This window comes from Mycobacterium sp. 852002-51057_SCH5723018, assembly GCF_001667035.1.
Taxonomy (GTDB): Bacteria; Actinomycetota; Actinomycetes; order Mycobacteriales; family Mycobacteriaceae; genus Mycobacterium.
The window spans coordinates 45,769-60,639 of the sequence record NZ_LZIR01000059.1 but is presented as its reverse complement, the minus strand read 5'-3'; the positions used below and the strand labels follow the sequence as shown (position 1 = coordinate 60,639).

General features: G+C 67.4%; 14 protein-coding genes. 7 read left to right on the top strand and 7 right to left on the bottom strand.

Annotation, left to right across the window (positions count from 1 at the left end; all coding sequences use genetic code 11):
- The 5 genes from A5764_RS12085 to A5764_RS12065 all read right to left on the bottom strand — a co-directional run bounded on the left by A5764_RS12085 (position 1) and on the right by A5764_RS12065 (position 6,522).
- Positions 1 to 1,023, bottom strand: coding sequence for a nitronate monooxygenase (locus A5764_RS12085; RefSeq protein WP_067113593.1), 1,023 nt, complete (start codon positions 1,021 to 1,023; stop codon positions 1 to 3).
- A gap of 4 nt (positions 1,024 to 1,027) precedes the next feature.
- Positions 1,028 to 2,419 carry a pitrilysin family protein gene (locus A5764_RS12080; protein ID WP_067113590.1) on the bottom strand — a complete coding sequence of 464 codons (1,392 nt, stop codon included), beginning with the start codon at positions 2,417 to 2,419 and terminating at the stop codon, positions 1,028 to 1,030.
- Positions 2,406 to 4,676, bottom strand: a complete 2,271-nt coding sequence (locus tag A5764_RS12075; protein WP_067113587.1) for a polyribonucleotide nucleotidyltransferase — start codon at positions 4,674 to 4,676, stop codon at positions 2,406 to 2,408. The genes A5764_RS12080 and A5764_RS12075 overlap by 14 nt, the downstream gene beginning before the upstream one ends.
- A 320-nt stretch (positions 4,677 to 4,996) precedes the next feature.
- The gene (gene rpsO, locus A5764_RS12070; RefSeq protein ID WP_067113585.1) at positions 4,997 to 5,266 is read right to left on the bottom strand and encodes a 30S ribosomal protein S15; all 270 of its coding nucleotides are present in this window, start codon (positions 5,264 to 5,266) and stop codon (positions 4,997 to 4,999) included.
- A 284-nt stretch (positions 5,267 to 5,550) separates the two neighbouring features.
- Positions 5,551 to 6,522, bottom strand: coding sequence for a bifunctional riboflavin kinase/FAD synthetase (locus tag A5764_RS12065; protein WP_067113580.1), 972 nt, complete (start codon positions 6,520 to 6,522; stop codon positions 5,551 to 5,553).
- A 191-nt stretch (positions 6,523 to 6,713) separates the two neighbouring features.
- On the opposite strand from A5764_RS12065, the gene mntR reads away from it, so the two are divergent.
- The 4 genes from mntR (at position 6,714) to A5764_RS12050 (ending at position 9,459) form a co-directional block, all read left to right on the top strand.
- On the top strand, positions 6,714 to 7,418 hold the full coding sequence (mntR, locus tag A5764_RS12060; protein WP_067113578.1) for a manganese-binding transcriptional regulator MntR: 705 nt from the start codon (positions 6,714 to 6,716) through the stop codon (positions 7,416 to 7,418).
- A 200-nt stretch (positions 7,419 to 7,618) separates the two neighbouring features.
- A complete protein-coding gene (locus A5764_RS30055; protein ID WP_156664636.1) occupies positions 7,619 to 8,422 on the top strand; it encodes a PPE family protein in 804 nt (267 codons plus the stop codon).
- Complete coding sequence (locus A5764_RS30050; RefSeq protein WP_156664635.1) at positions 8,382 to 8,867, top strand: hypothetical protein; 486 nt, start codon at positions 8,382 to 8,384, stop codon at positions 8,865 to 8,867. The genes A5764_RS30055 and A5764_RS30050 overlap by 41 nt, the downstream gene beginning before the upstream one ends.
- A gap of 184 nt (positions 8,868 to 9,051) precedes the next feature.
- Positions 9,052 to 9,459, top strand: coding sequence for a hypothetical protein (locus A5764_RS12050; RefSeq protein ID WP_067113576.1), 408 nt, complete (start codon positions 9,052 to 9,054; stop codon positions 9,457 to 9,459).
- A gap of 72 nt (positions 9,460 to 9,531) precedes the next feature.
- Here A5764_RS12050 and pyk read toward each other — a convergent pair whose 3' ends face one another.
- Both pyk and A5764_RS12040 read right to left on the bottom strand, forming a co-directional pair.
- A complete protein-coding gene (gene pyk, locus A5764_RS12045; RefSeq protein ID WP_082951661.1) occupies positions 9,532 to 10,752 on the bottom strand; it encodes a pyruvate kinase in 1,221 nt (406 codons plus the stop codon).
- A 14-nt stretch (positions 10,753 to 10,766) separates the two neighbouring features.
- Positions 10,767 to 11,792: a 2-dehydropantoate 2-reductase gene (locus A5764_RS12040; protein WP_067113574.1), complete on the bottom strand. Its 1,026-nt coding sequence runs from the start codon at positions 11,790 to 11,792 to the stop codon at positions 10,767 to 10,769.
- A 190-nt stretch (positions 11,793 to 11,982) separates the two neighbouring features.
- Between A5764_RS12040 and A5764_RS12035 the strand changes: the two genes are divergently transcribed.
- Genes A5764_RS12035 through A5764_RS12025 form a run of 3 tightly spaced genes read left to right on the top strand, consistent with a single transcriptional unit; the run spans position 11,983 to position 14,772 of the window.
- Entirely contained in the window at positions 11,983 to 13,077 is a 1,095-nt protein-coding gene (locus A5764_RS12035; RefSeq protein ID WP_067113565.1) for a Re/Si-specific NAD(P)(+) transhydrogenase subunit alpha, read from the top strand.
- Positions 13,074 to 13,379: an NAD(P) transhydrogenase subunit alpha gene (locus tag A5764_RS12030; RefSeq protein WP_067113562.1), complete on the top strand. Its 306-nt coding sequence runs from the start codon at positions 13,074 to 13,076 to the stop codon at positions 13,377 to 13,379. Before A5764_RS12035 ends, A5764_RS12030 begins: the two co-directional genes overlap by 4 nt.
- Positions 13,380 to 13,383: 4 nt before the next feature.
- Positions 13,384 to 14,772 (top strand): NAD(P)(+) transhydrogenase (Re/Si-specific) subunit beta, encoded by a 1,389-nt coding sequence (locus tag A5764_RS12025; protein WP_067113560.1) that lies wholly within the window; start codon positions 13,384 to 13,386, stop codon positions 14,770 to 14,772.
- The last annotated feature ends 99 nt before the right edge of the window (positions 14,773 to 14,871 follow it).

Below are 14,871 nucleotides of genomic sequence, written 5' to 3'. Positions count from 1 at the left end.
CTAACCGTTGAGACCGGCGACGATGTCGGCCGCCGGCCCGGTGCGCGCCTCCTTGAACGACGTTCCGGCCCAAAGGGTCATCCCGTTCGGGTCCTCCCAATCGGTCGCCGCCTCCCGGATCGGCAGCGTCATCTGGTCGACCTCGGGATAGCCCAGCGGGGCCACAGTGTCGAGACGCCGGATGAATTCGTTTTCCAGGCCGCGCGCGTACCGGCCCGAGAACGCGCGCGAGACAATGGTCTTCGCGAACAGCTGATTCTTCATGGCGGTGCGATGGGCCTTGCTGGTGCCGGCCTCGTCGCTGAGCAGCAGCGCGGTGCCGATCTGCGCGGCCACCGCGCCCCGGCGCAGCACGCCGGCAACGTCCTCGGCGGTGCCCAGCCCGCCCGCCGCGATGATCGGGATGTCGCGATGCGCCCGGTGGATCCGATCGATCAGGTCGTGCAGCGGCTCGGTGCCCGGCTCCATGTCGGGTGCGAAGGTCCCGCGATGGCCGCCGGCGTTCGGGCCCTGCACCACCAGGCTGTCGGCGCCGGCCGCGACCGCCACCCCGGCCTCGTAGGCCGAGGTCACCGTGATCATCACCAGCAGGCCCAGCGCGCTCATCCGCCGGATCACGTCCGGCTCCGGCACGCCGAAGGTGAACGACACCAGCTCCGGGCGTACATCGGCGACCACCTCGAGCTTTCGCTCCCAGTCGCCGTCGTCACCGTATTCGGGGCGGCCAACCTCGCACTGGTAGTGCTCGGCGATGCCTTCGAGTTCGTCGGCGTAATAGTCCAGCGCGATCCAGTCGGCGACGCTGGGCTGGGGCACCACGAGGTTGACCCCCAGCGGGCCGGTGGTCATGGCGCGCGCGGCGGCGATGTCTTCGGCGAACCGCTCCGCGCTGAGGTACGCCGACGGGATGAAACCAAGCCCACCGGCGTTGGACACCGCCGCGGCCAGCGCCGGCGTGCCGGGACCGCCGGCCATCGGCGCACCCACGACGGGCACGGGGATATCCCAGAAGCCCAGAACCATGGGGCTAATTTACCATCGCCCGAAGTTGTTGGGGCAGCGATCGTTTCGATGAATACGGTCCCAGAACGGCGGCGCCGTAACGCGTGCTCAGCAGGCGGTGGGCCACCGTGTTGACCTCTTCGACGGTCACCTCGTCGATCCGCCGCAGGGTGTGCTCGATGCTGCGATGTTTGCCGTAGTTCAGTTCGCTGCGGCCGATGCGGCTCATCCGGGAGCTGGAGTCCTCCAGCCCGAGCACCAGCCCGCCCCGCAGCGAGCCCTTGGCGATGCGGCATTCCGCCTCGGTGATGCCGTCGCGCGCCACCGATTCGAGCACCTCACCGGTCACAGCCATCACGTCGGCGAAGCGCTCGGGCAGACACGCGGCATACACCGACAGCGCGCCGCTGTCGGCGAACACGTCCAGCGCCGAATAGACGGAGTAGGCCAGCCCGCGCAGCTCGCGGACCTCCTGGAACAGTCGCGAGCTCAGGCCGCCGCCCAGCGCGGTGTTCAGCACCGAGAGCGCCCAGCGATGCTCCCAGCCGCGCCCGGGCGTGCGGACGCCCAGCGACACGTGGGTCTGCTCGGCGCCCCGGTTCACCAGCGTCAATCCGGGGCGCCCGGCGACCCGCCCGGCACCCTTGCGCGGCGCGATGGGCTGGCGCCCGCGCACCAGGTGCGGCCCGAAGTGCTCGCGCACCAGCGCGACCACCTCGTCGTGGTCGACGTTGCCGGCCACCGCGACGACCATCCGTTCCGGGGTGTAGCGCCGCACGTGAAACGAGTGCAGCTGGGCCCGCGTCATCGCCGACACCGATCGCGCCGAGCCGATCACCGGGCGGCCCACCGGGTGGTCACCGAACAGCGCCCCCAAGAACATGTCCCCCAGCGCGTCCTCGGGGTCGTCGTCGCGCATCGCGATTTCCTCGAGGACGACGTCGCGCTCCAGCTCGACGTCCTCGGCGGCGCAGCGCCCTTTGAGCACGACGTCGGCGACCAGGTCGATCGCCAGCTCCAGGTCGCTGTCGAGCACATGCGCGTAGTAGCAGGTGTGCTCCTTGGCGGTAAAAGCGTTCAGTTCCCCGCCGACGGCGTCCATCGCCTGCGCGATGTCGACGGCCGTGCGGGTCGGGGTCGACTTGAACAGCAGATGCTCGAGGAAGTGCGCGGCCCCGGCCACGGTGGCACCCTCGTCACGCGATCCCACCCCGACCCAGACCCCGACCGACGCCGAGCGCACCGCGGGCAGGTACTCGGTGACCACCCGCAGGCCGCCCGGCAGCGTGGTGCGGCGCAGTGCGGCTTGGTGTTCTGATTCGGCGGTCCGCTTCGCCGCCCGCAGGGCGCCCGCCCGACCGGGACGTGCGCCGGCCGATGCGTCAGCCGCTGGCCTCCTACGGTCAGCTAATGGCATCGGCAGGAGCGGCCGCCTGAGGGGGCGCGGCGTCGGCGGGAGCTGCGCTGTCTTCTTCGACCAGGACCAAAGAGATCTTGCCCCGCTTGTCGATATCGGCGATCTCGACCCGCAGCTTGTCGCCGACGTTCACCACGTCCTCGACCTTCGCGATGCGCTTGCCCTTGCCGAGCTTGGAAATGTGCACCAGGCCGTCGCGGCCGGGCAGCAACGACACGAATGCGCCGAAATCCGTTGTCTTGACCACAGTTCCGAGGAACCGCTCACCCACCGTGGGCAGCTGCGGGTTGGCGATCGCGTTGATCCGGTCGATCGCGGCCTGCGCCGAGGGACCGTCGGTGGCGCCGACGAAGACGGTGCCGTCGTCCTCGATGGAGATCTGCGCGCCGGTCTCCTCGGTGATCGCGTTGATGACCTTGCCCTTGGGCCCGATGACCTCACCGATCTTGTCGACCGGAACCTTGATGGTGGTCACCCGCGGCGCGTAGGGGCTCATCTCGTCGGGGGCGTCGATGGCCTCGGCCATGACTTCGAGGATGGTCAGCCGCGCGTCCTTCGCCTGGGCGAGAGCGCCGGCCAGGACCTTTGACGGGATCCCGTCCAGCTTGGTGTCCAGCTGCAGGGCGGTGACGATGTCCTTGGTGCCGGCGCACTTGAAGTCCATGTCGCCGAACGCGTCCTCGGCACCGAGGATGTCGGTCAGGGTGACGAAGCGCCGCTCGGACTTGCCGTCCACCTCGACGTCGTCGGAGACCAGGCCCATTGCGATGCCGGCCACCGGCGCCTTCAGCGGCACGCCGGCGTTGAGCAACGCCAGCGTGGACGCGCACACCGATCCCATCGACGTCGAGCCGTTGGAGCTCAGCGCCTCGGACACCTGCCGGATGGCGTACGGGAACTCCTCGACGCTGGGCAGCACCGGGATCAGGGCCCGCTCGGCGAGCGCGCCGTGCCCGATCTCGCGCCGCTTGGGCGAACCGACCCGGCCGGTCTCGCCGGTGGAGAACGGCGGGAAGTTGTAGTGGTGCATGTACCGCTTGGAGGTTTCCGGCCCCAGCGAGTCGATCTGCTGGGCCATCTTGACCATGTCCAGCGTGGTCACGCCCAGGATCTGGGTTTCGCCGCGCTCGAACAGCGCGCTGCCGTGCGCCCTCGGGACCACCGCGACCTCGGCCGAAAGGGCGCGGATGTCGGTGATGCCGCGGCCGTCGATGCGGAAGTGGTCGGTGAGGATGCGCTGGCGGACCAGCTTCTTGGTCAGCGAGCGGAAGGCGGCGCTGACCTCTTTTTCACGGCCTTCGTAGGTGCCGGCCAACCGCTCGAGGACCTCCGCCTTGAGCTCGTCGGTGCGCGCGTCGCGCTCGGCCTTGCCGCCGATGGTCAGCGCCTTGGCCAACTCATCGGTGGCCACCGAGGCGACCGAGTAGTAGACGTCGTCAGCGTAATCGGGAAACGTCGGGAAGTCACCGGTGGGCTTGGCGGCCTTTTCGGCCAGCTCCTGCTGGGCAGTGCACAGCGCCGCGATGAACGGCTTGGCCGCCTCGAGGCCTTCGGCCACAACGGTTTCCGTGGGCGCCTGGGCGCCACCCTCGACGAGCTCGATGACGTTGTCAGTGGCCTCGGCCTCGACCATCATGATGGCTATATCTTTTTTGCCGTCGGCTTCACCGACAATGCGGCCGGCGACGACCATGTCGAACACCGCCCGTTCGAGCTGCTCGACCGTGGGGAACGCGACCCAGGTGCCGTCAATCAGCGCCACCCGCACGCCCCCGATCGGGCCGGAGAACGGCAGGCCGCTCAGCTGGGTGGAGGCCGACGCGGCGTTGATCGCGAGCACGTCGTACAGGTCGTTGGGATCCAGGCTCAGGATGGTCACGACGACCTGGATCTCGTTGCGCAGCCCGTTGACGAACGACGGGCGCAGCGGCCGGTCGATCAGCCGGCAGGTCAGGATCGCGTCGGTGGAGGGACGGCCCTCGCGACGGAAGAACGAACCGGGGATCCGACCGGCGGCATACATCCGCTCCTCGACATCCACGGTCAGCGGGAAGAAGTCGAAGTGCTCCTTGGGACTCTTGCTGGCGGTGGTCGCCGACAGCAGCATGTTTTCGTCGTCCAGGTATGCGACGACGGCGCCGGCGGCCTGCTGGGCCAGCCTGCCGGTCTCGAAACGGACGGTGCGGGTGCCGAAGCTCCCGTTGTCGATGATGGCGGTCGCCTCGAACACGCCCTCTTCAATTTCAGCTACAGACATGGGTGTCCGTATGGCCTCTCTCAAGTTATTCGGCTTTTTCGCGCGCCCACGCAGAACCCGGAGAGCACAAGTCTGGATGCGGCTGCGGCCATCGATCGAAGCGGCCGACCTGCTCCAGATCCGGAGAGCCCGGCAGCCACTACCGAAGACCGCCCGATGCAGACTGGGCTGCTTCCTTGGACGTGCATAGCGGCACGCTGGAACGGCACGCGCGGATCTGCGCGGACCGCACCGTTTGCTCGGGCCGAACCGGCCCAGAACGCTCCCACTCTACACGGGCGAACCTGGCCCGCCAGAGGGCTGGTGGATTTGCCAGGCCGTCAGCGACGCAGACCCAGGCGCTCGACCAGCGAGCGGTAGCGCTCCACGTCGATCTGGGACACGTACTTGAGCAGTCGGCGCCGGCGACCCACCAGCAGCAGCAGTCCCCGCCGCGAGTGGTGGTCGTGCTTGTGCACCTTGAGGTGCTCGGTCAGGTCGGCGATCCGCTTGGTCAGCAGCGCGACCTGCGCCTCCGGCGAGCCGGTGTCGGTGTCGTGCAGGCCGTAGGTGCCCAGGATTTCTTTCTTCTGTTCGGCAGTCAGCGCCACGAAAATATCTCCATCAATTGGTCCGCGATGTGAATTTCCGGCGTGGCCACCGCGAACCGCAGCACGCGCCGATGTCGACCGGCAGTTTAGCAGCCGCGCGTCGCCCGCCCCGAATCGTCGGTCGGATGGTGGCGACCCGCTACGCCCGGCTACGCCGCGCTTGCGATCGCCAGTCGGATGGTGGCGACCCGCTACGCCCGGCTACGCCGCGCTTGCGATCGCCGGTCGGATCGTGGCGACCCGCTGCGCCCGGCTACGCCGCACTTGCGATCGCCAGTCGCGCCCTAGTCGGTGAGCAGGGTGCGGGCGCGCTCGGTGTCCGCGCCCATCGCGGCCACCAGGTCCTTGACCGAATCGAACTTGCACTGTCCGCGGATGCGCGCGACGAAGTCCAGCGCGACGTGCTGCCCGTACAGGTCGGCGGTGGTGTCTAAGACGAACGCCTCGACGGTGCGGGTGCGGCCGGAGAATGTCGGGTTGGTGCCGACGGATACCGCGGCCTGGTAGCGCTCCCCCGGGATGACGGTGCCGGTCACCGGCCCGTGCCCGAGCACGGTGAACCAGGCGGCGTACACGCCGTCGGCCGGGATGGCCGAATACATCGGCGGCGCCACGTTGGCGGTGGGAAAGCCCAGCTCGGCGCCGCGGCCGTAACCCCGGACGACGACGCCCTCGACGCGATGCGGGCGGCCCAGCGCCTCGGCGGCCGCCACCACGTCCCCGGCGTCCACGCAGGACCGGATGTAGGTCGACGAGAACGTCACGGTCTCGTTGCTGTGGTGCTCGGACAGCAGCGACATGGACTCCACCGCGAACCCGAACCGCTCGCCGGCGCGCCGCAGGGTCTCGACGTTGCCCGCGGCCTTCTTGCCGAAGGTGAAGTTTTCCCCCACCACGACCTCGACCACGTGCAGGTTTTCCACCAGCAGCTCGTGGACGTAGCGCTCCGGGGTGAGCTTCATGAAATCGCTGGTGAACGGCATCACCAGGAAGACGTCGATGCCCAGCTCCTCGACGAGCTCGGCGCGCCGGGTGAGCGTGGTCAGCTGCGCCGGGTGGCTGCCGGGATAGACGACTTCCATCGGGTGCGGGTCGAATGTCATGAGCACGGCGGGCACGTTGCGCGCGCGGCCGGCCTTGACCGCGTGCGCGATCAGTTCGGCGTGGCCGCGGTGCACGCCATCGAACACCCCGATGGTGAGCACGCATCGGCCCCAGTCCGTGGGAATCTCGTCTTGGCCGCGCCACCGCTGCACGACGCAAGCCTACGGCGCCGCGCCGGTCCATGGCGTGCCAGATCACGCGTCGGGCTGTGGGCGCCGAGCCTGCGCCCAGATCGCCACTTGGCGACTCGCGGGCGCTCTCACCGCAGGCTCGGCGGCGCCGGGTGGTGGCGACTGGCCAGACAGGCGCCGGATTAGGCCTGGGTTGCCTAAACTTTGTGCTTGTGAGGGCGGATGACGAGCCTGGCGGCATCACCGCGGTCGGCCAGGACTATCTCAAGGTCATCTGGAATGCCCAGGAGTGGTGCACCGACGGGCGCCCCGAAAAGGTCAGCACCAAGATGCTGGCCGACCGGATCGGGGTGTCGGCCAGCACGGCGTCGGAGTCGATCCGCAAGCTCGCCGAGCAGGGTCTGGTCGATCACGCAAAGTACGGCGCGGTGACGTTGACGGAGGCCGGGCGGCGAGCGGCGCTCGAGGTGGTGCGACGACACCGGCTGTTGGAGACCTTCTTGGTCAACGAGCTCGGTTACGGCTGGGACGAGGTGCACGACGAGGCCGAGGTGCTCGAGCACGCGGTGTCGGATCGGCTGGTGGCCCGCATCGACGCCAAGCTTGGGTTCCCGCGGCGCGACCCGCACGGCGACCCGATCCCGGCGTCCGACGGGCAGGTGCCCACGCCGCCGGCCCGTCAGCTGTGGGCGTGCGGTGACGGGGAGACCGGGACGGTGGCCCGCATCTCCGACGCCGACCCGGAGATGCTCCGCTATTTCACCGACGTGGGGATCAGCCTCGACTCCCGGCTGCGAGTGCTGACCCGCCGCGAGTTCGCCGGCATGGTCTCGGTGGCCATCCAGTCCGCCGACGGGGTCGAGAACACCGTCGACCTGGGCAGCCCCGCGGCGCGGGCGATCTGGGTGGTGGGCTGACCCCGGCGACCGCCAACGCGGCGACGCCGGGCGCAGCTTGTAGTCCCCTCTAGGGTGGCGCGACGGCAAGTTCCCACTCGGTGCCGCTCGCGCATAAATATGAGTTTTCTATGTGTTGGAGCAGACGGCGTTCATCCGTTGCGACAATTGCATACTGTATGCAATCAACAGCAGGCGCAGGCGAAGAGTGGGGGCCACGGATGGATTTCGGGGCGTTGCCTCCGGAGGTGAATTCCGGCCGGATGTATCGGGGGCCCGGACCTGCCACCCTGCTCGCCGCGGCCGCGGGATGGGAGGGCTTGGCCTACGAGATGTACACCGCGGCCGGCTGCTACGAATCGGTGATCACGGCTCTGGCCGGCGAATCGTGGACGGGCCCTTCATCGAGGGCGATGGCGGCCGCCGTCGCGCCCTACCTGCTGTGGATGGGGGCCACAGCGGCCCAGTGCGAGGAAGCGGCCAACGGGGCCACTGCGGCGGCGGCGGCCTACGAGACGGCGCACGCGATAACGGTGCCGCCACCGATGGTCGCCGCCAACAGAATTCAGCTTGCGGCGTTGATCGGCACCAACACCTTCGGGCAGAACACGCCGGCGATCATGGCCACCGAGGCCGAGTACGGCGAAATGTGGGCCCAAGACGCTTCGGCGATGTACGGCTACGCGGCCAGTTCGGCTGCCGCCGCAACCCTTTCGGCCTTCGCGCCGCCGCTGCCCACGACGAAACCGGGCGGCCCTGTTGTGCCCTCGGCGCCGCGAATGCTGCAAGCACTGGCAAGACCTGGATCAGGGTGGAGTTCCGCAGGGTCGTCGACCGCGGTGGGCGCCGGGGCACCGCTGGCATCATCGGGGGCTTTCGCACCGGTTGCGGCCCTGTCCGGCATGGCCGGCCCCCTCGACCAAAAGCGCCACCCGCACCGCGGGTTTGGGTACCCAAGCCGCCTCGCAGCTAGCCTCCGCCGCGATGACAAGCTTGTTGACCGCCGGCACCGCCGCCACGCCTGAGCTCGGTACGCACGCATTCGGGCTGGCGTCAGACGGCTTCGGGCTGGGAAGCGATATAAGCGGGCTCGGCTTGGACCTCGCCGGTTCCGGCCTCGAATTCGTCGGAAGTGATTCGCTCGTGGGCGCCGCGGAAGTTGCAGCTCCGGCCGAGTTGGGCGCCGTGGAACCGCTGCAGGGCCTAGGAGGCTTCGCCGATCCACTGGCAGGAGCCGACGGCGGGGCGTATGCCGTTCTGGGTCAAGCGCCTTCGCTGGGAACGTTATCGGTACCGCCCAGCTGGGCCGAAGCGCTACCGGCTGCGTCGGCCGACTCGGCCGGGACCACGGGGCTTCCGGCCGCCCACCTCCGGTCAATCGGAGCCATGGTCGGCCGTGGGTCCGCAGCAGCGGCTCACCGAGTCGGCTCACACGTCTTTCTGATCCCACGCTCGCCGGTCGGGGGCTAGCTCGGCCAGGCCCGAACATGCGCCGGACGGCTTGCTTGATTCGTCCAAGCTATCAACGGATCACGAATGTCCATCAACGACGGGTCCACACGGGTGCCGGCGGTATATATCCTTGCGGTGGAACGCATTGGAATGGGATGCAAGGTATTACGGCCCTCGCCAACGACTGAGTGGAGGAAACCCGTTGATCCGCCCCTCGATAGGCGACGCGATACGTGAGTTGCTCTTCAGCCACCACCGCACGGTCGATGACGTCATGAACGCGTTTTTCGCCGACGACTACGAGCATCGTGACAACGGAAAAGCCTACACCCGCGCTGAATTCGCAAGCGCGGCATGGGCGGCACGAGCAAACATCTCGCACGGGACCGTCATCACGCTCGATGAGCTTCGATACTGGAACCGCTACGCCGAACGGCATATTCTCGAGGTCACGAAGGTCGACGGCTCGGTAGAATGCACGGAGGTGTACGTCATCGGCCGTTACGCCATCGACGGGCGATTCGCCACGCTGCATGAGGCTCGTCTCCCGTTGGCAAGCCCGAACGAGACACCGTCGCGGCCCGAGCCCGAACGCAGGGTCGCTCGTTAGCCGGTCAAGAGAGCCGGGGCCTTTGTCTCGCAGCGCTTTCCATGCAACGGCCGATTCGCTGAGCCCGGACTATCAGCTGTTCACGCTTCGGGCCGGGCGCGACAAGTGCAGTGATCGGCCGAGTGCCAGACCAAGGGCCGTAGCGCCGCTGACCATGCCGTAGCGCACCGCTACCGAACCCAGCCGCCGGTGAATCACGCGGCCCAACATCGAGACCGCATCACCAAACGTGCCCCGTGCGCCGCCGCGGCCACCCGTCCACCGGGACGGCATCCCACGGCGCATCGCTCCTTCGGCCTCCTCCACGATGCGTGCCATCGTGGCGACCGCATGTGCCGGATACGCCCCGACGCTTGTTTCGGCCGAAAGCATGACGGCGTCGGTGCCGTCCAAGACGGCATTGGCGACGTCGGAGACTTCTGCCCGGGTGGGACGCCGGTCCGAGACCATCGAATCGAGCATGTGCGTCGCCACGATCACCGGTTTCGCCGCCTCCCGGCACAGGCGTATCACCCGCTTCTGCACCAGCGGCACCTGCTCCAAAGGCATTTCGACACCGAGGTCACCGCGGGCCACCATCAAGCCGTCGAAGGCCCCGACGATCGCCGGTAAACACGAGACCGCCTCGGGTTTTTCCAGTTTGACGATCAGCGGCACTCTCCTGCCCACCCGATCCATGACGGTGTGGGCCAGCTTTGCCTCTTCGGGGGCGCGCACAAACGACATGGCGACCATGTCCACACCGAGCCGCAAGGCAAACTCCATGTCATCGATGTCTTTGTCGGACAACGGTGGAGCGCTGACGGCGACTCCGGGTAACGAGATGCCCTTGTTGTCGCTGACCGGTCCGCCGTGGATGACCTCGCAGCTCACGTCGCCCCCGTTGACCCGCACCACCGCCAGGTCGACCTTGCCGTCGTCGACGAGGAGGCGATCGCCGGGTTTGACGTCCGTCGCCAATCCGTCGTAGGTCGTGGAGACCCGGTCGTGATCGCCCGGACAGGTCTGCGTGGTGATCACCACCTGCTCGCCGGCGCTCCACACGACGGGCCCGACAGCGAATCGCCCCAGCCGGATCTTGGGTCCCTGAAGATCCGCGAGCACCTGCACAGGACGCCGGCGTTCGGCCGCGATCTGGCGGACCAAGTCATAGAACGCCGAATGCTCCGCTTGCGTGCCGTGGCTGAAATTGAGCCGCGCCACGTCCATTCCGGCATCGACCAGCTCGGTCAATCGCGGGGCTGTGGCGGTCGCGGGCCCTAGGGTGCAGACGATTTTCGTTCGGCGCTTCACGGGTTTTCCTTCCGTTAGGGCAGGGCTGGTTGCGGTTCTTTGGCGATGGCATCACCGCTGTGTGATGGCCCTAGTCCGCCGGCACGCGCAAGCAGTTCGGTAGCCGCGTGGACCGTGCGAAGGGTGGGGGCGGTCGCTCCGGTCAGGTCGGCAAGCTCGACCACCGCGGACACGATGGCGTCGAGCTCCAGCTGCTTGCCCGCTTCGAGGTCTTGCAGCATCGAGGTCTTGTGGTGGCCCACCTTTTCCGCGCCGCGCAGCCGCTTCTCGATGGAAATGTCCGGTTTGCAGCCGAGGCGGGCGGCGATGTCGAGGGTTTCCTCCATCAGCTGTATGACCACTTGCCGGGTCCGCGGATGCTGGCACATCTCCACCATCGTCGCCCTGGTGAGCGCACTCAGCGGATTGAACGCCACATTGCCCATGAGCTTGATCCAGATGTCGCTGCGCAAATCGGTCTCCACCGGGCATTTGAGGCCGCCGGCCACCATGGCGTCACTCAACGCCCGACAACGTTCGGAGAGTTCTCCAGACGGCTCACCGATGGAAAACCGGGTGCCTTCCAAGTGCCGAACCACCCCGGGAGCCTCGAGCACGGTTGCCGGAAACACCACGCAGCCGATTGCGCGCTCGGGCGGTAACACGGCGCTCGTCGCACCACCGGGATCGACGGCCTCGATCCGGGTGCCCCGGTACGGACCTGGCAGGCCGTGGAAATACCACCAGGGAATCCCGTTCTGCGCGGCCACGATTGCCGTCTGCTCACCGAGCAGCGGCCTGACCAGGGGACCGCAGGTCGGATAGCTATGTGCCTTGAGTCCGAGGAAAACGTAGTCGACAGGCCCGATCTCGGCCGGGCGATCCGTAGCGTTCGGGTGGGCCAGGAAATCACCACGAGGGCTGAGGACGCGGACACCGTTTTCCCTCATGGCGCGCAGGTTTTCGTTGCGCGCGATCAGATGGACCTCGGCGCCACCACGGTGCAACGCTGCACCCCAGTAGGCGCCGATCGCACCGGCGCCAACGACTGCAATCCTCATGCTGACTCCTCACCGCATACCGATGCACTCGTCGCGAGCGCCAAGGCCCCGTCCCGGAATTGATGATTGCATACAGTATGCGGTGCCGGTACCTTAAGTCCATCCTCGGTGTTGCATTGGTCTGCTGACGAATGGACAGATCTGGCGCCGCCCCGAGCGTTCTCCCGGCCACAGCCAAGGAAAGAAGGATATGTCGGTAATCGGAGTGCCCCGGGAAACCACTGTCGGCGAGCGGCGAGTCGCGTTGGTACCCAAAGTTATCGAGGGCTTGCATCGCGCCGGCCATGCCGTCGTCGTCGAGGCGGGCGCGGGAGCGGGAGCGCTCATCGGCGACGACGATTACGAAAAGGCCGGAGCCACGATCGGTTATCCCTGGTCGGCCGACATTGTCGTCAAGGTCAATCCGCCGACCGCCGCAGAGATCGACCGATTGAAGCGCGGATCAACCCTGGTCGGATTCCTCGCACCGCGCACGCGACCGGAGCTCGGGCAGCAGCTGCGACTGGCAGGAGTCACGGGCTTGGCGATGGAAGCCGTCCCCCGGATCTCCCGCGCGCAGACCATGGATGCGCTGTCCTCGCAGGCCAACGTGGCCGGATACAAAGCGGTGCTGTGCGCCGCCCAATGCTCTACGCGCTTTTTTCCGATGATGACCACGGCCGCCGGAACCGTGAAACCGGCCACGGTTCTGGTGCTTGGTGTCGGCGTCGCCGGGCTTCAGGCGCTGGCGACAGCGAAACGACTGGGCGCGCGCACCACCGGATTCGACGTCCGACCCGAGGTCGCCGAGCAAGTGCAATCACTTGGCGCACAATGGCTCGAGCTCGGCGTCGAAGCGACGGGCGTAGGGGGGTACGCCCGGGCGCTGACGACAGAGGAGCAGGCCGAGCAGCAACAGCGCCTCACGGAGGCGATCTCGCGCTTCGACGTGGTGATCACCACCGCCCTGGTGCCCGGCCGTCCCGCACCCATCCTCGTCACCGCCGAGGCGGTGCGCCTGATGCGGGCGGGCAGTGTGATCGTCGACCTCGCCGGCGAAGCGGGGGGCAACTGCGAACTCACCGCGCCCGGCGAAACCGTAGTTCGCCACGACGTCACCATCGCGTCACCGCTGAACCTGCCGGCTACCATGCCCGAGCACGCGAGCGAACTCTACGCGCGAAACGTTCACGCCCTGCTCGAGCACCTGCTGGCCGGTGGCGACGCCACGGCCGATGAGGCCGACGAGATCTTTGGCGCCTGCTGCATAACCAAATCCAGCGCACAGTTGACGGAGGTCCGATGACTCTGCTGTCCAACCTGGCGATCCTGCTGCTGGCCGGCTTCGTCGGCTTCACCGTCATCTCCAAGGTGCCCAACACGCTGCACACGCCGCTCATGTCCGGTACCAACGCGATTCACGGCATCGTCCTGATCGCCGGCCTGGTGCTGCTGGGGCGGTCGGCGTCCGATCCGTTCGACCGGATCCTGCTGGTGATCGCGATCGCGTTCGGCGCCATCAACGTCGTGGGCGGTTTCCTGGTGACCGACCGCATGCTCGGCATGTTCAAGAAAAAGCCGACAGCTCAACCAGGAAAGGTCGCCTAAGCCCGTGAGTGAGCTCATCGCGGTTCTCTACATCGTCGCTTTCGCGCTGTTCATCTACGGCCTCATGGGTTTGACGGGACCACGCAGTGCGGCGCGCGGCAACGTGACCGCCGGCGTCGGCATGGTGCTTGCGATCGTGGCAACGTTGCTGGCGCCCGGGACGAGCAACTGGTGGCTGATTGTGCTCGGGCTGGCCCTCGGTTCGGTCATCGGCGTGCCGTCGGCGCGGCGGGTGAAAATGACCGCAATGCCCCAGATGGTGGCGCTGTTCAACGGAGTTGGCGGCGGAGCGGTGGCCTTGGTCTCCTGGGTGGAGTTCCGCGACAGTCACGGCTACGTCTTGGCGCCGGCGTATGTGGCCATCGCTTCGCTGTTCGCTGCGATTGTCGGTTCGGTGTCCTTTTGGGGCTCGCTCATCGCTTTCGGGAAGTTGCAAGAGGTTCTGCCGGGCCGGCCGATCGGGCTGGGGCGAGCACAACAGCCGCTGAACCTCGTGCTGCTGGCGGCCTCGGTCACGTGTGCCGTGGCCATCGGATGGGGTGGACAATCACAGCTTCTGTTCATCGGTGTCCTGCTCTCGGCGGCGGTGCTCGGCGTGATGGTGGTGTTGCCGATCGGGGGCGCCGACATGCCGGTGGTGATCTCGCTGCTCAACGCGCTGACCGGATTATCCGCCGCGGCAACGGGATTGGAGCTGGACAACACCGCGATGATCGTCGCGGGCATGATCGTCGGTGCCTCAGGCACGATCCTGACAAACCTGATGGCAAAGGCGATGAACCGATCGATACCGGCCATCGTCGCTGGAGGGTTCGGGGGCACCGGCACCGGCACGGGCGCCGAGGGCGACCCCGCCAACCAGCCGGTGCGGCAGACCACCGCGGCCGACGCGGCGTTGCAGATGGGTTATGCCAACCAGGTGATCATCGTGCCCGGCTACGGTATGGCCGTCGCGCAAGCCCAGCACGCGGTGCGCGAAATGGCCGGATTGCTCGAGGGGCGGGGCGTAGAGGTACGCCACGCCATTCACCCTGTCGCGGGTCGAATGCCCGGCCACATGAACGTTTTGCTCGCCGAAGCCGACGTTCCCTACGAACAGCTCAAAGAGATGGACGACATCAACGGGGAGTTCAGCCGGACCGACGTGGCTCTGGTGATCGGTGCCAACGATGTGACAAATCCCGCCGCCCGGTCGAATGCCTCCTCGCCGATCTATGGCATGCCGATTCTCAATGTGGACCATGCAAGGTCGGTCATAGTGCTCAAGCGTTCGATGAATCCGGGGTTCGCCGGCATCGAGAACGAGCTGTATTTCAACGACAAGACATCGATGCTCTTCGGCGACGCCAAGGCTTCCGTCGCCGAGATCACCGCCGAACTCAAAGTCCTGTGACTGCACGGCAATAGCGTGCGTGGGCGCACAAGCTTGACCGCCACGTCAGCGCGGCGGCAGAAAAGAGCCGAGATCCGGCGATAGGAAAGGAATCGAGTA